The 22,076-nt window shown below is 41.8% G+C and carries 21 protein-coding genes; 12 read left to right on the top strand and 9 right to left on the bottom strand.

From position 1 onward, the window contains the following. Positions 1 to 20 precede the first annotated feature (20 nt). The 7 genes from ACYRYY_RS13770 to ACYRYY_RS13740 all read right to left on the bottom strand — a co-directional run bounded on the left by ACYRYY_RS13770 (position 21) and on the right by ACYRYY_RS13740 (position 5,721). Positions 21 to 386, bottom strand: coding sequence for a hypothetical protein (locus ACYRYY_RS13770; RefSeq protein WP_460216168.1), 366 nt, complete (start codon positions 384 to 386; stop codon positions 21 to 23). 16 nt (positions 387 to 402) lie between these two features. Then, entirely contained in the window at positions 403 to 1,326 is a 924-nt protein-coding gene (locus ACYRYY_RS13765; RefSeq protein ID WP_460216167.1) for an AcrVA2 family anti-CRISPR protein, read from the bottom strand. After that, positions 1,323 to 2,003: a hypothetical protein gene (locus ACYRYY_RS13760; protein WP_460216166.1), complete on the bottom strand. Its 681-nt coding sequence runs from the start codon at positions 2,001 to 2,003 to the stop codon at positions 1,323 to 1,325. The genes ACYRYY_RS13765 and ACYRYY_RS13760 overlap by 4 nt, the downstream gene beginning before the upstream one ends. Continuing rightward, complete coding sequence (locus ACYRYY_RS13755) at positions 2,000 to 2,653, bottom strand: helix-turn-helix domain-containing protein (protein ID WP_460216165.1); 654 nt, start codon at positions 2,651 to 2,653, stop codon at positions 2,000 to 2,002. Before ACYRYY_RS13755 ends, ACYRYY_RS13760 begins: the two co-directional genes overlap by 4 nt. Continuing rightward, positions 2,654 to 4,282: a BRO family protein gene (locus ACYRYY_RS13750; RefSeq protein ID WP_460216164.1), complete on the bottom strand. Its 1,629-nt coding sequence runs from the start codon at positions 4,280 to 4,282 to the stop codon at positions 2,654 to 2,656. After that, a complete protein-coding gene (locus tag ACYRYY_RS13745; RefSeq protein ID WP_460216163.1) occupies positions 4,279 to 4,761 on the bottom strand; it encodes a hypothetical protein in 483 nt (160 codons plus the stop codon). The genes ACYRYY_RS13750 and ACYRYY_RS13745 overlap by 4 nt, the downstream gene beginning before the upstream one ends. Positions 4,762 to 5,289: 528 nt before the next feature. After that, positions 5,290 to 5,721, bottom strand: coding sequence for a hypothetical protein (locus ACYRYY_RS13740; RefSeq protein ID WP_460216162.1), 432 nt, complete (start codon positions 5,719 to 5,721; stop codon positions 5,290 to 5,292). 98 nt (positions 5,722 to 5,819) lie between these two features. Between ACYRYY_RS13740 and ACYRYY_RS13735 the strand changes: the two genes are divergently transcribed. From ACYRYY_RS13735 to ACYRYY_RS13685, 11 genes are all read left to right on the top strand, one after another. Beyond that, positions 5,820 to 6,143 carry a hypothetical protein gene (locus tag ACYRYY_RS13735; protein ID WP_460216161.1) on the top strand — a complete coding sequence of 108 codons (324 nt, stop codon included), beginning with the start codon at positions 5,820 to 5,822 and terminating at the stop codon, positions 6,141 to 6,143. Positions 6,144 to 6,273: 130 nt separating this feature from the next. Beyond that, positions 6,274 to 6,699 (top strand): hypothetical protein, encoded by a 426-nt coding sequence (locus ACYRYY_RS13730; RefSeq protein ID WP_460216160.1) that lies wholly within the window; start codon positions 6,274 to 6,276, stop codon positions 6,697 to 6,699. Further along, on the top strand, positions 6,686 to 7,330 hold the full coding sequence (locus ACYRYY_RS13725) for a hypothetical protein (protein ID WP_460216159.1): 645 nt from the start codon (positions 6,686 to 6,688) through the stop codon (positions 7,328 to 7,330). Before ACYRYY_RS13730 ends, ACYRYY_RS13725 begins: the two co-directional genes overlap by 14 nt. Then, positions 7,327 to 8,283, top strand: a complete 957-nt coding sequence (locus ACYRYY_RS13720; RefSeq protein WP_460216158.1) for a TraU family protein — start codon at positions 7,327 to 7,329, stop codon at positions 8,281 to 8,283. The genes ACYRYY_RS13725 and ACYRYY_RS13720 overlap by 4 nt, the downstream gene beginning before the upstream one ends. Beyond that, on the top strand, positions 8,268 to 10,097 hold the full coding sequence (locus tag ACYRYY_RS13715) for a hypothetical protein (RefSeq protein WP_460216157.1): 1,830 nt from the start codon (positions 8,268 to 8,270) through the stop codon (positions 10,095 to 10,097). The genes ACYRYY_RS13720 and ACYRYY_RS13715 overlap by 16 nt, the downstream gene beginning before the upstream one ends. 9 nt (positions 10,098 to 10,106) lie before the next feature. Then, a complete protein-coding gene (gene traN / locus ACYRYY_RS13710; RefSeq protein ID WP_460216156.1) occupies positions 10,107 to 12,377 on the top strand; it encodes a conjugal transfer protein TraN in 2,271 nt (756 codons plus the stop codon). A 10-nt stretch (positions 12,378 to 12,387) separates the two neighbouring features. Next, positions 12,388 to 12,963, top strand: coding sequence for a TrbC family F-type conjugative pilus assembly protein (locus ACYRYY_RS13705; protein ID WP_460216155.1), 576 nt, complete (start codon positions 12,388 to 12,390; stop codon positions 12,961 to 12,963). Positions 12,964 to 13,117: 154 nt separating this feature from the next. Beyond that, a complete protein-coding gene (gene traF, locus ACYRYY_RS13700; RefSeq protein WP_460216154.1) occupies positions 13,118 to 14,038 on the top strand; it encodes a conjugal transfer protein TraF in 921 nt (306 codons plus the stop codon). A gap of 10 nt (positions 14,039 to 14,048) precedes the next feature. Beyond that, positions 14,049 to 15,497 carry a conjugal transfer protein TraH gene (locus tag ACYRYY_RS13695; RefSeq protein WP_460216153.1) on the top strand — a complete coding sequence of 483 codons (1,449 nt, stop codon included), beginning with the start codon at positions 14,049 to 14,051 and terminating at the stop codon, positions 15,495 to 15,497. A 9-nt stretch (positions 15,498 to 15,506) separates the two neighbouring features. Next, on the top strand, positions 15,507 to 15,896 hold the full coding sequence (locus ACYRYY_RS13690) for a hypothetical protein (RefSeq protein WP_460216152.1): 390 nt from the start codon (positions 15,507 to 15,509) through the stop codon (positions 15,894 to 15,896). A 1-nt stretch (position 15,897) separates the two neighbouring features. Beyond that, entirely contained in the window at positions 15,898 to 19,098 is a 3,201-nt protein-coding gene (locus ACYRYY_RS13685; RefSeq protein WP_460216151.1) for a conjugal transfer protein TraG N-terminal domain-containing protein, read from the top strand. Positions 19,099 to 19,146: 48 nt separating this feature from the next. Here the strand turns inward: ACYRYY_RS13685 and ACYRYY_RS13680 are convergent, their stop codons facing one another. Continuing rightward, positions 19,147 to 19,500, bottom strand: coding sequence for a hypothetical protein (locus tag ACYRYY_RS13680; RefSeq protein WP_460216150.1), 354 nt, complete (start codon positions 19,498 to 19,500; stop codon positions 19,147 to 19,149). 177 nt (positions 19,501 to 19,677) lie between these two features. On the opposite strand from ACYRYY_RS13680, the gene ACYRYY_RS13675 reads away from it, so the two are divergent. Beyond that, a complete protein-coding gene (locus ACYRYY_RS13675; protein WP_460216149.1) occupies positions 19,678 to 20,760 on the top strand; it encodes an AAA family ATPase in 1,083 nt (360 codons plus the stop codon). Between the two features lie 201 nt (positions 20,761 to 20,961). On the opposite strand, the gene ACYRYY_RS13670 is transcribed toward ACYRYY_RS13675, so the two are convergent. After that, positions 20,962 to 22,008: a Fic family protein gene (locus tag ACYRYY_RS13670; RefSeq protein WP_460216148.1), complete on the bottom strand. Its 1,047-nt coding sequence runs from the start codon at positions 22,006 to 22,008 to the stop codon at positions 20,962 to 20,964. Positions 22,009 to 22,076 lie beyond the last annotated feature (68 nt).

Genomic DNA, 22,076 nt, shown 5'->3' with positions numbered 1-22,076 from the left:
TCCTATGCTTACTTTATTTATCACCCTAACCATCTATAATCCTTACCAAAAATCCATCCCGCTTTTCTTAAATCGTCCCATACCATTGGGTGTTCTTCAGAGCTAAATGTTATCGAATCTTCTGGATCTCCGTCAATATGTAACAAATAAACCTTAACAACAGTTCCGTCTTTCTGCACCCAATATTTAGGTTTTCCGAGCTTTGCGGCATCTTCCTCGTATTTATCTATACAAGGCAAAAATATATCACTGCCCTGCTCTATGTGCAAATCGAAAGGAAATTCATAAAAACAATCGTACCCCTCGTACTCCACCATCCCAGCGAGCTTGATATAATACCAAGAATCAGATAATACTATTCTTGTGATAATTCTGCTTGTTGACATAATAACCTCTTTATACTTATAAATATTGTTCGCTATCCACAAACACAGGCGGCAACCATTTCAAGATAAATGACCGCTCTCCGTCTCTTGGTCCTGTCCAATACCCGTGCCAATGCGCCCTTCTGAGGTGGGGTCTCTTGGCCTTACCCTCTTTCCCATGCGTGGGGGAGGATTGCTCTCTGAGCTTTTGTCCTATGCTTTCGCCGACTGTAAATATCAAAGGTTTGTCCGCAGGAAAAAAGCGTAAACCCTTCTTTGTCCTTTTGGGCACAGGTTTCCCCGCCCACAATCTGCTTGGTTTAATTTCCGGCTCCTGAGAGCAAATATACAACACTAAAGCCAGCAATCCGCCGAGCTCTTGTTCATATTCTTCACTATCGCAGCCAGATAGAGGGATATTTCGGTCTTTAAGTGTTTTCATGTCTGAGTAAATAAGCTCATAATGATAAGAGTCTTCAAAATTAAAGATCAAACACAAGCCTAATTCAGTATGGTAAACCCAAAAGCCAAGAAGTGCTTTTTGTTTAAACATCACCCCTTGCGTCTCAATATATATGCACCATTCAGGCAGGTGTTCAAAAATAAAAAAAGGAATATCTCCATCCATTTTTGTTTTCAGAATTTCGTCTAAAAGTGTGTTGTCGAATTTGTAAATTCCTTGGGAAAAACGCCATGTTCCTAAAGCACCTAGAATTATTTGGGTTTTCTGTATCCCTTCTATGTCTATAGGAACAGGAAATGATTGTTGTTTACGACGCTCTACAAGTATAAATGCCCAGAAAAGATCGGGCATAAAAATATGAGAAGGAACTTGTCTGCCGTGTATTTTGATATAATCATTCAATTGTTTTGTAAAATCCGGGTAATCCTTAAATACTTTTTGCATATCGAAAACGGGGTCTCTCGTATCCTTATCAACTGAGATTGTATTACCTGTCATATCCCCCTCCAATCTCCGATCTCTTTTTTTATTATTTTTTCAACAACAGTGTTTATGGTTGCTTCGTAGGCCAGCCGTTGTTCTCCGTACAGTCCTTTTCGTACATGTTTTTGTACATTGAGTAATCCTTGCAGATAATCACGCCACCTGTTGGTGTAGCCGTGCTCATGCGGAGTGCTTATTTTGCTTTTCAGCACACTGGAAGCACTTATGATTTCTCCGCTTATTTGACTCAGAGCAAGCATATATCCCAGTTTCGAGGCATACTGAGCCTCAAAGAATAAATGATTATTAAATGCTTTCCAGTCATAAGATTTCGCTGTTGAGCCAACTTTTACAGCATTTTCGTGTATCCCCTGCCCTAAAGAATACATAAAGCTTTCCCAGCGCTCTAATATCTCTCCTATATAGTCGTGTTCTTGAGGCAAGTATTTGTCTCTCCACCACTTGATATGCGGTTCCAAGGTTGGCGTGTCTTCTGAGATTTTATTGCAAAACTCATCGGCAACAGACATCTTCACACGGGCGGCGCTTAACCGAGCAGTAAGACCGCCGTACCAAAAACCGTTCAGGTGAGTCAATTCCATAAAGACAGTCTTTTCTTGAGCCGAATCGTTAATAAAAAAGCCTTTGCTTATATTTTTGAGATTGCTGGATAACTGCTTCAATATGTTCATATCAACCCGTCCGCATCTTTTTTTGCCTGATATGGTCTGCTTTCCCTTTCGTCACCTATCAGAGACATTTCCAATTGAGTAGATTGGCACTCCTGTAACACGACACGTAAGCTATCAGCAGACCTTGCATGGTTATAAAGAGAATCTATCTCTCTTCGAATCTCTGTAATAAATAATTCAGTTTCTGGGTGTTTATTTAAAGCAAACTGCCGCAAGAAGTCTCCCAGTGCGCAAGGCAACGGCATTCGTTCCTCACGAAGAAAAACAAGCAAAGAGCCCTTATAATCGATTGCAAACCCGATCCACGTAGAACCGAAATACTTCTTCTTATTTTTTAAAGATAAATTCAAATCCGAGTGCAGCAAATACACCTTTGACTTTTTTTGCGCCAGAAAATAGATAAAAGCGAGGTCTATATCCGAATTAACTGTTTCAGTTAATTCGAAATAAATTATCTCATCTGTAAATTCTAGTTCTTCCAGCTTGTTTATACCGAGTGCTCTGCATATTGCCTCAGTATTTTCTTTGTTAGCGGCACTATTCTCTGCACGTGACATTACCGAACTGGCAACATTAATCTTTTCTGACAGTTCTCTTTGTGTAAGTCCCCTAGCCTTGCGAATATATTGAATAATTTCATGTTGCTTCATTTAGAACTCCTTAAAAGGGATATCGTCTTCAAAATAATCTGTGTCTATGTGCTTGTTCAGGAAGTACTTCCTGATTTTCACCCTCTTTCCAGACTTCTCGTTTCGATATGTGGCATAGCCCTTACTGCACAGCAGATTGAGAATGCTGTAACAATCTCTCAGGCTCACTGCGTAATTAGTTGCTCTGAATATTTCTTCTGAAGAAAGGCCATTGTTGTCCTTCTTGGCTTTTTCGAGAATATCGCAAATAAGGCGTGCATTCTTCATGCGCCTAAGAGCCCATTCGGAGAGCTCTTCAAGGATATAATCTGCCTTATCCTGCAATGGAACTGTCTGGATGTGCATAATGTCTTTGACGCCCATCTGACGAAGGAAGTAATCGTTAAGAAAGCTCATGCTGTACACCGTTTCTTCTGCTATTTGAGCAAGACGGTGTATATACCCTGCGGTTACGCCTTCAAGCTCTGCAAGGGCTTCGGGGTGCATTTTATCCAAAGACTGATACCAGTAAGGTGCTTCCTTCTGCGCTGGATTGTTAATATTCCTGTCGTCGATACGGTATTTGCCGGTCTTGCGGATTGAAGGAAGAACTTCCATTGTTACCCAGTCCTGAAATGCTTCAGCTTGCGGCAGTTTGGAACGCAGAATAAGGCGGTAAAGGTCAGATTCAGGGATGATGTTTATCGGTTGACTGCCTGAAACCCGCTGTTCATAGGGGTGGTGTTTTACCACCCCCCTACAATGTGCTTTGATAGCATTGGTTGTATCCTTATAACCTAAAACCTCTGCAACATCTTTGGCCACAAACCACGGCGCGCCGTCTTTGTCGATAATCCTTATCTGACCGAACTGAGTGTGCTGAAAAGCCTGCAATACCTGTGTTTCGGAGCTTTCTGTTGAATTGCCTACAGGGTGTTCCGGTGTGTTCCCCTTCACGGGTGAGTCGCTTTCGATTAAGTCTGTTTCGGATGGAACCGCTGGTTTTACTGACTCAACTGACTGTTCTTCCTCTGGTTCTGAAAACCTCAATACCGTTACCTTATCTATAGCTTTCTTGACTGGTTCTGAAAACCTCGTTACCGTTGCCCGTATTTCTGCTGGCGTAGGGCGAAATTCAGAATTATAAAGATGCCACATTGCAGCTTTCTCAAAATCAGAATCGTTAATATCCGACAGGGTTCTATACCAAGCTTCAACAGTGATTGACTCTAGCTTTTCGCCTTTCAACAACTTGTCTAATAACAACATCCAGTTTAAAAATGTTTCTCTTGCCAACAAAGGTAATCTTTGGTCGCCGCTCTCAGTAAGCGCTAAAGAGTTAATCCAATCAAGCACTGGTGTAGGGTCCTCTGGCGAGTGTTTGGCGAGCTCAATAACCCCCTTCAAGTGGATAAACCATCTGTTCTGGAGCTCAATGGGCTCAATAGCAAAATCCCTCCCGCTCCTGACCATAACTGACTCTTTGCAGTATTTATAAATACAACTAGCAAGACGGCTGCCGCGATACCCCAAGGCTTTCGCCACGTCACGTCCGAAAAACCATACTGCGCCCTTAAAAGTGACCACATCTACACTCTTGCCAAGTGTTTCATTGATGATTGTCTTTGCCTTTACTATTTCTTTTGTCATTTCAGTACCCTCGTACCCAGAATAGACGAACGGCATGGAAGGCCATTCTTTTTAATACTGCGTTCGTATTCCTTATATTCCTCATAGTCCTTGAACTGAGAGATATGCCTTGCTTCGGCATCTTTGCCTTGAATGAGTAACCATTGTATTTGATTGTCGAGAAGTGGGTCATTGTGCTTTATTACCCTTGTTATGGAGGGCTCTTTTATCTGGTTACGCTCATTATTCGTCAAGCACATCTTGGCGTGTTTACTACGGCATTCACGGCTGCCGCATAGAAGGCGCTCTTTCTTCGCAGAACTGAATTCTTTACCGCAAACGATACAACGGTGAATATACAGACCACGCTCCTCTCTCCGCTGCTCTTCAAGCTTCTGCCTACATTCTTTTGAGCAAGCCGACTTGCGGTAAGGCGGGAGTTCTTTACCGCAAATACAATACCTCGGCGGGTTTTCCTTATGGTTTTGCTTATTGCTCATCTCTACCTCCGGATAAGAGTTATCAGGAGTAGCATACATTTCTTACGACCTCATTTTCGTGTCTTTTTTGTTATCTGGCAAAAATATTGAATCAACATGATTTGTAGAAAATATGATTAGTGCTAACAATTTATAATGCTAAGGCTTTAATTTTTCCCATTCTTAAAGACCCGTCAAATTCCCCTTTAATATTTAAAGGACTACTTTAACGGATAAACACTGTATCTTATTCGAGTACATTGTGATTATTAATTGATATTATCAGTTCACGAGTCCCTGTCTGTCATTTCACCAAACAGGGACTACACGGACGCGACTGAGCTTCCAGACAGGAAATTGATATGCGGAGTGTCATGCGGGTTCGGCGGGAGTATCTTGGGAACGAGGGCGAATAAAATTCAGCATAAAGAACAGTGATTCTGAATTTTATAAATCTTCATTTTCAGAAAAAACAAAAAGCTCGTTTGCTATTTAAACCGTACCCTTTTGATCAGCCCATGTGTTCCCCCCCTTATTAGCAAACGAGGATCAGATTTTTTTAGATGTAGCTTTTAATATTGTCTGAATCTGACGGATTTTTTTTGCAAGGAAATCACGTTCCTCTTGGAGTGGACTCAGCTTATTTTCCAGTTCTTTCAGCATTGGGTATAATCGGTCTTTGTCTATCTTACGGAGATCGGCGTGAGTAATTTTTTTAGTTGCCACTCTGATGCTGCGAAACTTCCCTTCTCCTTCAGTATCTGCTTTCTCTTTGCTGATTCTCATGCGCCATTCGAAATGATGCGGACAGTAAAGACAGCCAGTATTCTTTTTTGAGCAATAATGGAGGCTTGCATAAAGAGCGCCTGTCTTGTAGCGAGACTTTTGATTATTGATTATTTCTTTCATCTCTGCTTTTACCTGTTCAAAGCGATTAAATATATCTTCCAGCATTTTGTAACATTCGAGTAGTTCATTCATTTGGACACCTCCTTGCGTTCATACTAGGATAGAAATTCAATGCAATGCGTGTCTTTTTTAATTAAAATGAGACTGTGTGAGAAATTGAGAGGCAAAGAATGAAAACCAAGAAATTAAAAAGGGTCTTATGTATCCTGTATAAAAATGAAGCTAAGAGTATATTTGGAATATTAAAACGGAGGAAATTTAAACCATACAAACTGAAAGAACTTGAAAACACTATATATGTCTACACTCACAAAACCCCTTATGAGCTAGCTAATTTACTGCTTGATGATGATGCTATTGGAGATGATACAAGACTTTTTATTAATGAAGTAGCATTTGATGGGGTATCATACCTTGTAGAAGATGAATTCCTTGAGTGGTTCGCACAAGTTCATAGAGAAAAAGAGGTGCAATCCGAACAACATCAAGAGTGAACCCTCCTGCCATCAAACTTACGACATATCTCTATAATCCTTCAGATAGTCCGCTTCTGCATAAAAAGACACACTTTCCATCAGAAAAAAAATGTATGGAAGGGGAACGAATAAGAAGCGGAGGTTCCCCATGTCAGAAGAAGCCAAGAAGAACAAAAAGAACTCAGGAATAGGAATCTATATTTTCACTCTGATTATCGCTGTGCTGATATCGGCAATAACGATTACCCAGTATCGCATTCTGTATATAAAAACAGATGTCAGGAACAGTATCAAAACGGTTAACACCACACAGCTTATTCAGCAATACAAAATATGGGCCTTCGATCAGGCAACATCAAAGAACAATCCTATAACAGAGGAATACACAAAGAAGTTTTTGGCAGATATGACAAAAACAGTAACCGAGATTCAGGAAGAGTACGAGATTGCTGTTTTCCTTGAACAGGGCGCGGTAATCGGCAGCGGCTTTTATGACTTTACTGATGAGCTGAGGAAAAGACTCGTTGCGAAAGGATACAGCTTTTTAGCAGAGGCCAATCATGAAATGTATTAACCTGATTCTGGCATTTATGATGCTTTTGACAGCTTCAGCTCATGCGGTAACTGACCTTGGCACCCACGGCAAGACCTATCAGATCGAAGAGAATGATTTCTATGACTGGCTAATGTCCGAGATTTCCAAAAAGCAGCACCTTGTGAAAGGCTTCGGAAAAGACGAGTTATCCAAAAAATTAGGACAAGTAATGAAACTTGAAGGGCTTAACGTATCTGATTGTACAGATAACAGTATAAGGCTGGTCGACCCAACCTATGTACTCGAAAGAAACATCACAGATGCCTCACAAAACATTCTGTACTCAAAAGGAACAACTGTAAATCCGCTAGACTACTTCAATCTTCAGCGAAACTACATGTTTCTTGATGTAGATAACAACGAACACCTCAAGGTCTATTTCTCAAAAGTGAAAGCTAACCCTGAACACCCCATTCAGCCTATTGCAATAAACGGAGACCTTCAGGTGTTCTTCGAACTCAGCCAGAAAAACGGAGTTAATGTACCTGCCGGAAAAGCAAATGAAGGGATGCTGAAAAAGTTTAATCTTTCATGCGCTCCTTCTCTGATATCCCAGGAGGGGAAAATGGTTCGCGTTCAGTCGTTCAGGACAGAAAAGGTGAAAAAATGAAACGTCTCATCGCATCAACTCTTGTGGCCATAATGCTATTTACAGCAGTTCCGAATTTTCAAACCGCCCATGCTGCCGGCTGTGTGCCGTTTTTCAATCCGATCACGAATGTTGACTGGTCAATGTTCATACGTGAGTTCCGCTTTCTCGGCATATGCATATGCACAACACCAGTGCCTAGAGTAGGATTTAAAATTCGCTATGCTGAGCCGATAGCACTGATCGAAACAACTCAGAAGCCCTTCTTTTTCCCAAGCTTCAATTTAAATTTAGGGGTATTTTCTGGTTTATACAAAGTCGGTTCACAGGTTAGTGATAGTGGCTCCACTATTCAGAGCCATTATCTCTGGTATCCAGTGATGTGGGTTTTAAATATTTTATCCAGCGTACTGTGTTTGCAGGTAGACCCAACCTCTATTGATATCGGATATATGTCGGAGCTCGATCCATACCATGAATTCGATGAATTAAACCATTTGGTCCAGCCTGAAAAATTGCTTTTTGCAAACCCTGTCGCTCAGGCTGCGTGCATCGCAGATTGCGTTGCATCATCGTTCAACAGACCGCTTAACCCTCTCTATTGGTGTGCCGGTTGCTGGGGTAGCATATTTCCAGACAGTGGTAATGTGCAGGAACAGAAGCGCAATGATGTGGTTGGTTCGCATCTTGTCTCCACACGCATGATTGATAAGCTGCATAACGCGGTCATGCTCTGGGCAACAAGCCCCGGTGAGGCCATAGCCGGAGAAGGTGTACCAGATTCAATATGTAACCCCGTACCGTTTCCACGAATCATAAAGTCTCAATACTGGCTTCAGCCAGCTTGCCCGGTTGTCAGATATGGCTTGCCCATAGGTGTAATTCCTCTTGTTTCCGAGTTTTTTGCTAAGGCTCCGGGGTTTGAGGATTATGTTCATGTACTATGGAGGAAAAGAGAATGTTGTCTCTTATAAAGAAGATTACTGCAATCTTATGTGTGATAGCAGTATCAACTACATCATTTGCTGATTACCGTGAAACTTGGAATAGTAATTATTCAAAGAACTACTATAAAGACATGCAAAACAAAACAAAAAACAGCGGGAATCTGACTGAGAGCGGAATAAATGAAATGAAAGACACTGCTCCACAATATGATGAATCCCGCACCAATTCTGCTGATGTAGGTGATAATGACGCAGCACAGCAGTTTTATGACTACGGAACTGATCTGACTAACTCATGCACAGTGATCACAACACGAGAAACAAGAGAGTTGGTGTGTGATAATCGCACTGAATATACTTATGAAAATGTGGCAGTTGTGCAAAAAAGAATCCTTGATGAAATAGTCTGGGATGCTGAAAATTACTGGTCTGAAAAAACTGTTTATCGTTGTGCATTGAATGGCCAGACTTATGAGAATCAAGCTGAATGTGCAAATGAGTGCCAAGATAGTCAATCAACAGATATAGTTTATACTTGTCCTGCCGGCTCATATAATCCGACAAGAGGAGTGTGCGAAACATCACCGTCATGCCCCAACGGTGGAAGCTATAACACCACAACTGATCGTTGCGAAGCACCTGTAACGACATCTTGCCCTACTGGATATACTAAAAACGGTTCAATTTGTCAGGCCAACCCTGTCTGCTCCACGGGGATATACAACTCGACTGCGAAGAAGTGTGTTATCGGTGCCAATACAAGCTGCCCCAGCGGGTACACATACAACAGCAGCTTGAATAAATGTCAGGCTAATCCGGTTTGTTCCACTGGAACATACAATTCGTCTCTGAAGAAATGTACAACTGCAGCAATTCCGGCAACCTGCCCAGCAGGATATACGGAATCAGGAAATCAGTGCGTTAAAACTACTACATATGGTGCATCATACGGACTGGATCCCGAATGTCCATATAAGTGCAGAAAATCCGGAACACACCAATCATGGTATTGTAATGGTTCATCATGGGCTCCGCTTGATGGACATAATTGTGTTGAAAATAATACGTATATATGCCCCAACGGCGGAAAAGCTTCTTACAATATCTGCACAGTCATTGAAACTGCGCCGAAACCGGAACCTTCCTGCGCAACAGGCTTTACCTACGATGCCGCCTTTCAGATGTGTGTTAAAACACCCACATGCAACAACGGCGGAACATTCAGCGCTGCCGCGAATAAATGCGAACTGACGGCTTCTACATCCTGCCCCTCTGGCTTTACCTATGATGCAGCTCTCGGCATGTGCGTTAAAACGCCCACATGCAACAACGGCGGAACATTCAATGCTTCCACGAATAAATGCACAATTTCATTAACATCGAGCTGCCCCTCTGGTTTCACCATGTCTGGTTCCATTTGCTACAGAGCAGCATACTGCGTACCGGGTACAACGATTAATGGCACGACAAACATGTGTACTATGCAAGCAACTACAAATTACACATGCCCTACAGGATATGTAAAAATAAATGATGATACATGCCTTAAAACAGTTTCCTGCTCGGATATGCCGATTCTCGAAGAGCACACACGTTATGAGGCCAGTTTGATATACAGACTGGAACCTGAATCGTTTGCTCCATTGATTAATTGTACATTTGGTTCCTATGCGTGCGTTGATTGGAGAAATACCTGTGTAAGCAAAACTCCGCCGCCTGAATCATGCCTCAGAAATGAAAATATCTGCTGGACTTATGAACGCAATGGAACGTGCCAGCGTAAAATTACCAACATCTATACTGAGTGCAGTTACAACATAACTGCACAGCAAATCAACTAGGAGCTTTTTATGAAGAGAATAATTATACTTATGCTCCTCTGCATTAATACTTTAGCTTATGCAGAAACATGGCAGTGTTTAGAGCCTGTTGATATTATATGTGAGCACGAGGTCGATGGCGTTTGTGCTGATTCGGATACATATTGCAAGAAAGCTGAACGTGAGCTCACAAGATATTCTTCAGGGTGCGACTTAGGGAATGTGCTCTCTATGATCAATCAGGAGCATTGCAATCTTGAAGTCATATGTTCGGATGAAATCAGTATTCAGGGGCAATGTGAGCGCGGCGCAGGGTGCTTCCCCGGGCTTTATCAAGATAATTGCCCATCGACCTATGATGTCAGAGCGACGGGAGAAACAAGAGATGTCGATTGCTCGAATTATGGACAATCGGGAACACTCACACTCTCAAAATTTGATTATGGCTTCTTCACAGGCGGAGGAACTCTCAGTCTGAGAGGAGGGGAGGTAACGTGCCAAAAATACTATAGCCCGCGTGAGAATACTGATTGTACATCTATGCTCGCGAACGGCTCACGCCCGGCGGCATGTTATGTCGATGAATGTGCTGATTTGGCTAACAATCCTCGTTGTGAACGGATTTATGATGCGACACAGATAGGAGACGAAGCAACCATCCTCAATACCGATTGTGTGTGGGTTACTAACCCCGGAACCGGCGGAAGAATATGTACGGATGATCCGAATGAAATAGCGGCGCTCACTGATGACAGAAGGCTGTATGATGTCGAAGTCGAAACTTATAAGTGCGAAGCCACTGACGTGCGTACATGCGAAAATAAAGAATACAAGATGGTTTGTCCTGACGGAACTGAAACAATCTGCCAAACTGAAAAAACCTGCTTGAAACAGATCACTGAAACATATACTGAAACGATTGCACGGCCACTCGTTGCTAACAGAAACTTTGATGTAAACAAATGTACGGTAGAGGACGGCGGCTGTGAGCAATATAAAAATAATAATCAATGTGTACTTGTTCAGTCAGACTCAAACCCACCCGTGCAAATAATCGGAGGCACGGGTAATATATCTACAGGTCAAAACTCTATTATAGTGACGCTTGGCAGGATCGATGATAACAGCCTCAGAGGAAATTGTACAATTTTTGAATTTTACTACTCAATCAATATTACTAATCTGGAACGAATTCACGAAGCAATTTTAAAGACTGTGAAGTGGGATGACTTTGTACAGATATATGTTAATGACAATTTGGTTTATAAAGGCGAAGGAACAAGAGTCGAAGGACATTTTCCGCCGGAAACTGGCAGTTGTTGGAAACCAAGTACAAGCTGGACCCGTTCGCCAAATGTTGATGTAAAGCAGTACCTGACTGAAGGAGTTAATAATTTACTGCTCAGGGTGTCTGTGGAAGGCGGTGGTGAAGGATATGCTTTCTTTGAGTTTCCTATTAATACACAGGAAACATATTATTGTTACAATGATTATAATTTGTTGGACTCCCCTTCTAATTGTGTTCAAAACTCAGAGCCTCCATTGTGTACAAGATGGCTTGAAGATATACATGATATAACTAAAGCAGTTTGCACACAGAGTGCATTTTATATGGACTGCACGGAAACAGGTAGTCGTTTAGTCTGCGAAGATTGGGAAGAAGAAGTTATATGCGGAGATCAGGTAGTAACACTGCCGAATGTTGCACTGGAAAGTGACAATATGACAGGTTTCTCTGAATCGCTCGGAATTCTGGGTATTTTGGATGATATAAACTCTATCTGGAGTGGTGAATATGAAAAATGCTCCTATGGATACTTTGTTAATGGTCTTGGCGGTGTCTATTGCAATAACTGCACAGGAGAAGGCGGTTTCCTGTGCTTCCAGCAAAAACCTGAACAGCAAAAGTCCTATGAGTTAAATAAAAAGGGACTATGTCATTTCCTGAAAACCGATTGTACAAACCGCATTGAAATGGGTTTTGGTTCGGTTTGCCTCGAACACACTAAAAAGTTTTGCTGCTATGACTCAAAGCTCGCCAGAGTTCTCGTTGAGCAATCTTACCTTCAGCTCGGGAAAAGCTGGGATTCGGGTTGCAACGGACTGACTCTGGATGATCTGAACAATCTTGATTTCGGAGCAATGGACTTGTCTGAAATAATTGATGAACTGGAAAATAAGATTGATGTTGAAGCAACAAAATTACAGGACTCAGTAAAAGATAAAATAGGTAATTTTTATACGGACTTTTCAGAGCAGATGGATGACCGCGGTGCTCATCCGGATACAGATAATGAATAGGAGGCACAAGATGAGAAAGCTTATAATAAGTGTAATTATGATAACCGCCCTTACTGCCGTGGCATATTCCGAAGGTTTTAAGTTCAATAATATGCCGCAGCCGGAAATAACATATGATATGGACAAGGTTTATGGGCAAATGCAGGAGTTTACGGATAAATTCAGAAAAGAAGGTCCTACAAAGACACCCCAATTGATTTATCTTTTTTCGGACAGTGTTCCTGCAATCACAATGGAAAACGTTTTTGCTCAGGCAAAAAAAATCACCTCACTGGAGTTCACTGGCTGCATAAGAGGATTTAAGGGCAAGACAGACAAAGATCTCCGTAGATTTATTGAGCATCAGGTTGAGAAAGGCAAGATTGATAACCAAGAAGTCAGAATGGATCCATTCTTTTTCAGGGATCTGAATGTGAAAAAAGTTCCGGCTCTTGTCTATGCGTCATGCAGCAGCCAGCCGGTCAATTGTGATTACCACTACATTGTTTATGGAGACAGTAGATTGGATTACTTAGTTGAGCAAATCTATAAAGCAAATCCCGGAGATAAAACAATTCAGAGAGTCCTTGCTGATTTACGCAGTTAAGGCGACATAGTCCCCCTCTTCCACCCGTGCCCTGTTTCTTATTGCAGGGCACGGGACTAAAAAATCTTTCTTCCACCCCCCTATTTTTAAAAAAGACACAAAAAAAAGTCGCGCGGTGCTCTACGCTGAATTGAAAAAAATTCAGAGGTGGACTATGCGGAAAGTTGTTTTTGTTGCTTTCTTCGTCCTTGTAGCAGCTTCGGTATTCGCTCAGTTGGCGAAGGATGATCCGAGGCGCGGTTGGCATTGGTATGATGATCCCGCCAAGGAAGTCGAAACAAAGCCTGTTCAGAAAAAGGAAGAAAAACCCAAAGAAGAAATTGTAAAGGCTCCGGAGGAACCCAAGCAGGATAACAAGACCCCTACAGTGAACACATCTGTCAGGGATTTTGAGTTTCCGCTGACTGACGAAGCAAAGAGTATTCCGGTTCTCGCCAAATGGCTCAAAGAGCCGACAGAAGAGAACGCAAAAGAGTGGCTTGCATGGCAGGGTAAATACTTTAAGCACAATGAGCAGATAGCGAGAAGCCTTCGCAATGCGTATTTGACATACGGCGATATCGTCTACCGCTTTGAGGGCATGGCTGATCAGCCTATTGGTCAGATTGTGGCTGCCGGAGTAGCACAGAAGAAATACAAAGATGTGTTCAACAGCGTAGCAGACAGGGTTGGCTTATTTTTCTTTTATAAAAAAGGGTGCGATTACTGTGATGCAATCATACGTCCGCTTCAGGTTATTCAGGGAAGATATAACTTCACAATTATCGGTGTAGTTTATGACGCCGCTGATGCAAAAGCGGATATGCCTTTTGAGACGCGCGTAGCTCCCCGTCTCTTTGAGCAACATACAATAACGTCTGTTCCCACCTTAGGCGCCTTCAACAACGTCACAAAACAGATGAGAGTGATTGCCAAGGGTTACACCCCTGCGGACCAAATCGAATTGAATCTCAAGGCCTTTCTGCTGGAGCAGAAGCTCATCACCGAGGATGATTTTATCAATATTTGGCGGACAGAAGACACAGAGGTCCTCCAGCAAGCCCTCCAGCAGTATCAGCAAACTTTAAATCAATGAGGATAGTTCAATGAAAAAGACAATAGCATTACTGCTTACGCTTACATATTTAACGGTTACAACGGCGCCGGCTTACGCTGGGCTGAGTGATGATATGCACGGTTTTCTTGATGATCTGGGCGTGATGTCAAATATCACAACCCCGGGTTCGTTTGAAGCTGGAGGCAGACATGTATTCAGCGGCGGCAGCCTGAGCATGCGTTTTAATAATAATATTCCGCCTATTGCCACATTCCAGCCACCATCGTTGCGGGTGTCGTGCTCAGGACTGGATTTTAATGCTGGACTCGTTTCAATCCTTAGTCTCGATGTGATCCAAGACTTGCTGTCACGAGGCGGAACCACTCTTGCATGGGGGCTCTTAATCGGGCTGTCTTACTCTCTCCCGACAGTTGCGAATGTTTTTGAGAAAATTCAAAAGTATGTACGCATGATGCAGGAATTGTCAGGGAATCTGTGCCAGATTGGCGAAAACCTTGGAAGAAAAATCGGGGACGAGCTGTGGAGTAATGCACGGCAAGAAAAGCAGGGTGAAGATGTTGCCTCAGGAAGCTCAAGCACGTTCGAAACGGCGTTGAAAAACTTATACGATGATCCCGGAAGAATGGTCAAAAAACAAAGAGGTAATATTGTTTACGACACAATAGCAGATATACCGGGACTGCCGCTGGATGAAGAAACAATAGAGGCAATGATGGCGCTGTTTGGCACTATTGAGTGGCACCCCAGCACAGATGAATCAGGGGATTGCAATCCGTCTCCAACTGAAGTCTCTGAAGCCACAGCATCAATTTCAGTATATCCGGCAAAAATTGATGCAAAAGACACTCTTAATAAGCTCATAAACGGTGGAAAAATCACTGGTTATTTATGTGGAGTAAAATGCGCTGCCATAGGTATTATCAACACCACCTGTCTTGATCTTTCCGTCGGGGAAATAACAGTTACAGGCATAAAAAATGATGTACAAACAGTGTTAATTAAAGCAGTTGACCGGCTTGTACTCGGATATCCTATCGACACAGATGATATCAAATATCTTGAAGTCGCAGTTGTCCCTAATATTACGGACATTATTCTGTATCTGGCAATACAGAAAAAAATGGGTGTGCCTATTTTGAGTGATATTGAAGTGCTTTCATCACACTATGGCTACATTCTGCTTGAGTACATACTTTCATATCTTTGGGACTCAGTAACTTACAGCGTACCTGAATTCCAAAAACGCAAAACCCCTACCGAGAATGTAAATAGAGCACTTACAGAGTGGCTTGAAAACTTTAAAGGCTCTTATTCGAGCCTGAATAGAAGATTCTATCAGGCCAGAATGGATTTCGTTAAAGATATGGAATTATTTAACAAAGAGTTTGAACTCGGCAAAATAAAAGCTTCTGAGAGCGGATACTTTCTCACTTCCGGCAGCTTTAGCAATAGCCTAAGCGGCGCCGGACAGAGATAGGAGGATTATATGGAAAAGCTCATTATAAGTCTGCCTTACATCATAGTAGGAGCCTATGTGATCTCATGGTTGATATTCACGATTGTTCCGTTCAATCCGCAGAAAAAAGGGAAAAATAGTGCAGTCAACAAAATCAAATCGGCTTATACAGCGCTCGCAGCGCTTACATTCGGATTGTTTGCAATAGTTATATTTACTGTGTTCATGCTGGATTTCAGCGCTAAGACAAACATTACTATAGCGGTGGTATCACTCATTGCTCTCGCCTCATCTGTCGTTTTGAGGCTGAAAACAACTCATCACGGGGTTGCTTCTTTTATCTTCAACAGCGGTATTCTGATAGGAATTGCGTGTGCTATTTCCCTATGGGTTAAACATGCCCTTAATGGAGGGTTTTAAGATGAAAAAAATACTTTTTCTTATAATGCTGGCAGTCGTACCTGCTTCAGCATTTGCAGAGTATAATTTTTACACCTACGGTAACGGGGCTATGCTGCATTCAACATACAATGCAATTGCGATGATCTTCAATGACAGCGGCTTCATTAACCTGACTCGGTTCGTGTTCATTCTGGCATTCCTGGCATCTTTTTATATGACAGCGTTTCTTAAACGCTGGGACGTGCTCAAATATGCCATCATAAGCTTTTTTATACTCGGTCTTTTTCTTTACTCAAAAGACAGAGTAGTAATTCATGATGTTATACAGGATGAACTGTACGTTGTGGATAATGTCCCAAAGGCTTTTGGGTTCCTTGGCGAGTCCGTTTCATCTGCCGGCCATTTCATTACAGAGAAATTCGATACAGCTTTTGCGGTTCCCATAACAACCTTGCTTTTTGGAAAAAGTAACGCCATGCCATTAAATCTTACATACTCGAAGTCAGGGTTTGCAGGTCCGTTCAAAATGATCAAAGATTTAGGGAGTTTTGAGCTCCCTGATCAGCAGATTCAGGCCGACTTTTATGAATATGTCAAAAAATGCGCAAAATGGGATGTGATGGGGCTGAATAGTTCAGAAATGAAGATTTTTAAGGAGAACCTCAAGCTGTCAAGTCCTGACGTGATACCTAATGGGCTCTCGTCACGCTTCTATGTGCCGGTAACTATCGGCGGAGTAAAGTCCCAATGCGCTACGTACTACGTAGCCAATCTTTACCCCCGTATAGTTGCGTCAATTGGAGGTTCTGAGGCCATTTTAAGCAGTGAACCGAAACTGCTGAATTATATGTCAGGCTTGTCGAGCTCAATGGCATTCTTTACCGGCGAATCGCTTACTACATATAACGCTATGACCCAATCGGCAGTGGTAAAAACGGCTATCCGAAGCCTCAGCGGCAGTCTCGCAAACGGACGAGAGGAATATAATCAGTTCATGGCAGAACTGGGCATTGCTAAATTCGAACAGCAGGGAGAAGTCATTTCGAGAGTCGCAATGAAGCTTATTCCCATTTTCCGGAATGTGATGGAAATATTAATGATCGCCACGCTGCCTATAGTGTTTCTCCTGTTCCTTCTGCCAAACGGTTACAAACTGATATGGGAGTATATCTTGTCACTCATATGGCTCCAGTTATGGAACCCTATTCTTGCTGTTATGCAGATGGTTATGAACTTATCAGCGGTAATGGAAGCCTCAGCAGCAGGGAAAGTAACGGAAATCGGCGGTTTCACAATACACAGCTTCGGCTACTGGGGTGATTTCTCGAACTCTTATCTTGCAGTTGCCGGGTATATGATGATCTCCGTACCAATGCTGGCCCACTTGGTTCTCCGGGGTGGTAAATTCATGGGCGCTCAGCTCGGTCAGGGGCTTGCATCGGCAGCGATGGGCGCCGGAGCAATGAGCGTAGACCCGAACGCCGTTAAAGGCGCAGGGTATCTGACCGCAGAAGAAAAAGCACTCAACGAAAGCGGTATAGAGAAGATGTTCATGATACAGAATATGCACAACGCAGGAGCAGCAAGGAATATAGATGCGGCAAACAGGTTTGCAGCGGAAAGTGAGATTGCCGCCAATCAAGGAATGGATCGCTTCGGAGATTATTCACAGGTAATGGCAAAGGCAGGAGCAAGTGACAGTTTTGCGGGTGCAAAAAGTACACTGGATGCTCCTCAGAAAGCTTTTGAGGGATTGATGAAAGAAGAGTCTTATCATAGGCAGATGGGCGAACGAGCTCTCAGTGCAGGGGATGTAGGACGAGCACAGCAGCATTTTGAAAAGGCTGATAATATGCGAGATATGATAGGGCAGTGGGATAGAAATCAGAACGGCATCCTAGATCCCGGCAAAGAACAAGACATGATGAACTTTGTGTCCACTCGTCAAAAAACAGAGCAGTATGCAGGAGCTATAAATAAAGAGGCAAACGGAGTTACTGAGCAGGATATAGGCGCTAAAGCCGCTTGGGATGCTGAATCAGGAACTAAACAAATAAGGAATCTGGAGCAGCAGGGCGTAACTGCGTCTGATCATGGACGCTTCAATGCGGCACAAACAGCTTCATCTATGCAAAAATATGAAACAACTCTAGGTAAGAATTTCAGCGATATGAATAATGATGAAATTGCCGGGTTCATGCGTCAAGAAAAACTTGCTAATGTCACATGGTCGAATGGAGATCGTACTACTACAGCATCGTTCAATGATGACGGAAGCATTAACTACAGAAGCGATGTAAGCGGTGACAAAGAAACCGTTTATAAAGGGGCTTATAAGGAAGATGGTTCTTGGGAACGCAATCACAATCAGGTGGACACTGCTAAAACCGAAAAGAACCGTGACAATATTGATACGGCGAAAACTGTTATTGATAGGAGCGTAATGAAAGATGATTCAACGACACTGAAAACGGGTAACGAAATTCAAATAAAAGATTCATACAAAAATGAAGCTTACGGTTATGAAATTAATGGGGAGCAGATCATCTTTGAGAAAAATGCTGTGGCAAACATGCTCTCTACTGAGGACGGCCGTAAGCACTTTGCATCACTCGCATCCCAGTTTGGAGCATCAGGTGATGGTCGTCAGGAAATATTCACAACAGCAGTAAAACAAAACCTCGCAGATACACTTGAGAAGGAAGGGAAAATATCCAGTGACTACAAGATGGGTATGGGAGTACAAGGATATGGAGAAGCACACGCAGGATTTGAAAAGAAACTTAATGATAAAATCCCCGTGGTCGGAGGAGTTAATGCGGGTGCTAGCATTGGAGCTAAGATTGATGTTCACGGTTCTGCCGATCAAGGTCGCTCACGGAATGAGATCGTGTCCAGAATAGATGAAAAAATGGATGCAGTATATGATATGGAAAAAATAGCAACAAAAGCAGGAATTGGTGGTGGTTTTTCAACTGAGAGATATGGACAAACTGTCTCAGATGTTCTTAGGAGCGAAATGAACGACATAAGAGGTGACATATCAAAAGATGCACCCTTGATTGAGCTTGGCAAAAAAGGCTTGGACACTATCCAAGAAGCTGGCAATTTCTATTCAGAGGTAGGCAAAAACTATAAAGATGTGCAAGCTCACGGAGACCCTGAAAGCAGTGACACAGGGACTCCTGAAACAAAAGCAACCCTTGCAGACTTAAAATAAGATACTGGATGAATTAACAGGGTAGCCGTGGAAGGCTACCCCTCTTTTTTAATCTTTACTCTTTTGCTTCTGGCGTATATCAATAAAATTACGAGCAAGGACAGTATTCATTCTAGCTCCCCAGATAAATATAATGACAAAAACTGCGGGAAGAAATAATGAAAAAGCGAACCCAAGAGCCTCATTAAAATCTTTGGCAATGTAGAGAGAGAAACATAAAATAACCACTCCACTTACAACTAAATATAAAAGGAGCTTCATGAAATACAACCACATTGCTTTTTCATACGCTTTTCCTTTGGTCATTCCTGCAATAGAAATATCGACATACTTATCAAATATTTCCTCTCCAGAAGCGTCCATAAAAGTTCTTGGTTTTCTGTCATCAGTTATTTTATCCATGATATTCTCCCAAACAGTATTCCCACCCTGTTTATACTTTCTAAGATAGTCTTTTGCAATATTAATGCAATAGTTTTTTATTGATTTTGATAAATAAAATTTATAGCATTTGACATAAATGGCATATTTACCTATATTACAGTTTACCTGCTCAGATAAAATAATAAAAGGTGTAGCATGAGAATAAACGCTGGTGGACTTTCATCTATCGTCATAGGCAGAGAAAAGGAAATCTCAACTATAAAAACTTATATAGAATTAGGGCAACACTGCACCCTTATAGCACCAAGACGTTATGGTAAAACCACTCTCGTCAACAATGTCCTCTCTGCACTAGAGAAGGATTATCTTATCGTTAAAATCGATATTTTCAGTGCATCTTCCGTGCGGGAACTTTGTAATCTCCTTATAGACGCAGTCTACCACAGTATAGGAGTTACGGGTTTTATTAAAGATGCTAAAGAAAACATTTTTGACATTTTATCACGCTTTAAGCTTGAGTTGGAAGATGTCAAGATCGGTTATGACATCCTCAAAGAACAAGATGAAAATGAAATGATTAATAAAGCATTTTCTCTTACTGAAACTTTTGCGAAGAAACACAAGAAAAAAATGGTCGTATTCTTCGATGAATTCGGTGATATTCATCGGTTTGGAAATGATTTGATCAAAAAACTCCGATCATACTTCCAGCAACATTCAGAAGTAATTTACATTTTTGCCGGCTCTCAATCGAGTGTAATGAACAATATCTTTTTGCAAAAAGATAATGCTTTCTTTAATTTTGCGGCAATTATGAAACTAGGGAAACTTCCTCTGAATAAAGTAAAAGAATTCATTGAACAACTTGTGATTCAGGATGTTAAGTTTACTCAAGAAGCTTCGGCACAGATAACAGAAATAACAAAAGGACATCCTTTCTATATGATGAAGCTTATTCAGGAAAGCTTTGTTTTCGCTGTGATAGAAAAAGCTGAAGCCGTTTCCGAATCACATATTAATTCCGGCGTAGATAAAATTCTGGACGATAACAATTCATATTTTGAGAATGAGTGGAATAACATTAATAATAAAAAATACAAAGGACTACTATTAAAGCAGATTATCGGCATTAAAATTGATGAAACAACATTAAAAGACATGAACCCGTCTTATAGAAGCCAGCTACAAAAAGAATTAATTGATGAAAGCGTATTGGACGATAGCAAAAAAGTTGTCGATCCTTTTATGGAGTTATGGCTAAGCAGAAACGTTTTATAATATCTCCGACACGGTCAGAATGCTGATCGATAATTGGCTGAAAGAGAAAGGGGCAAGAGAGTAGGAAACTACCTCCTTGTTGAAATAAATTTAAAACGGCGCGTGTTCTATATGTTTGATATTTTGGATAAATACTCTATTTCTTGTAAAAAACGGTATGATTCAGCGCACTACGGAGATTTTTGCGGTAGTCCCAGAAAACTATAATATCTGACGAAGCGAATACCATGCCCCACGACCTTTTCCGTTGAGCTGCAAATAACCCTTTTCCTGAAGCTGGCGAAAATGCTCTTTAATCGTATTTCTGCTTATCCCCGTGAGCTTAATAATATCACCTGCCGTCACTCTTCCGTGTTCCTTCGCATATTCAATAATTTGCAGGGAAAGCTCAGACATTACTGAAACAATCAGCCTTTCCCGTTCGATTTTACGCTCAAGAATTCTCTTTTGTTTTTGTAAAGATCGAAGAAAAAATAATATCCACGGCTGCCAATCAGGATTATTTGTTCTGATTGTGCCTTGTGTTTGGCGCAGTGCAAGATAATACGCTTCTTTACTTTGCTCGATGATGCTTTCAAGCGAACTGTAAGGAACATAGGCATAGCCTTTGCGAAGCAGTAGTAAAGTTGTAAGGATACGGCTCAAACGTCCATTACCGTCCTGAAATGGATGAATTTCAAGGAAAACGACAATGAATATACTTATTGCAAGAAGAGGATGGATTTTTGTGTTATTGATAAAGCCTACAATCTCAGCCATCAGGTGTGGAGTGTCAAACGGTTTTGCCGTTTCAAAGACCACACCTATTTGACGACCGTGTTCATCAAATGCGGCAACACTGTTGGAGCTGGTTTTATATTGTCCACGGTGGCGTTCGTCTTTTGTACTATACTTCAGTAAATCCCTATGCAACTGTTTTATGTGATTTTCTGTAATGGGAATGTCTACCCATGACTGAAAGATCAATTCCATGACTTCAGCATATCCAGCGATCTCCTGTTCATCACGGGTTTGAAAGGATTTTATTTGTAAGTGGGATAAAAGAGTTTCGATCTCTCTGTCGGAAAGCTTGCTACCTTCAATGCGTGTTGAAGAGCCAATACTTTCAATGGTGGCAACTTTTCGGAGACTCAGCAAACGTTCAGGTGCAAGTGTGCCTAAAGCCCTCCAAGCACCTTTAAATTCATCGATTTCAACAATTAGTCCAAGTATCTCTTGGCTTATTTCAAGACTATCGACTTTGATCATACACCTATTTATACACCCATTTACACCCATTTCAATGAATATTTTTCCCCTCTTCTTCCCTCTTGACA

Source organism: Geovibrio sp. ADMFC3 (assembly GCF_054687035.1).
The sequence above is the reverse complement of the archived record's forward strand: the minus strand, read 5'-3'. Positions and strand labels throughout refer to the sequence as shown.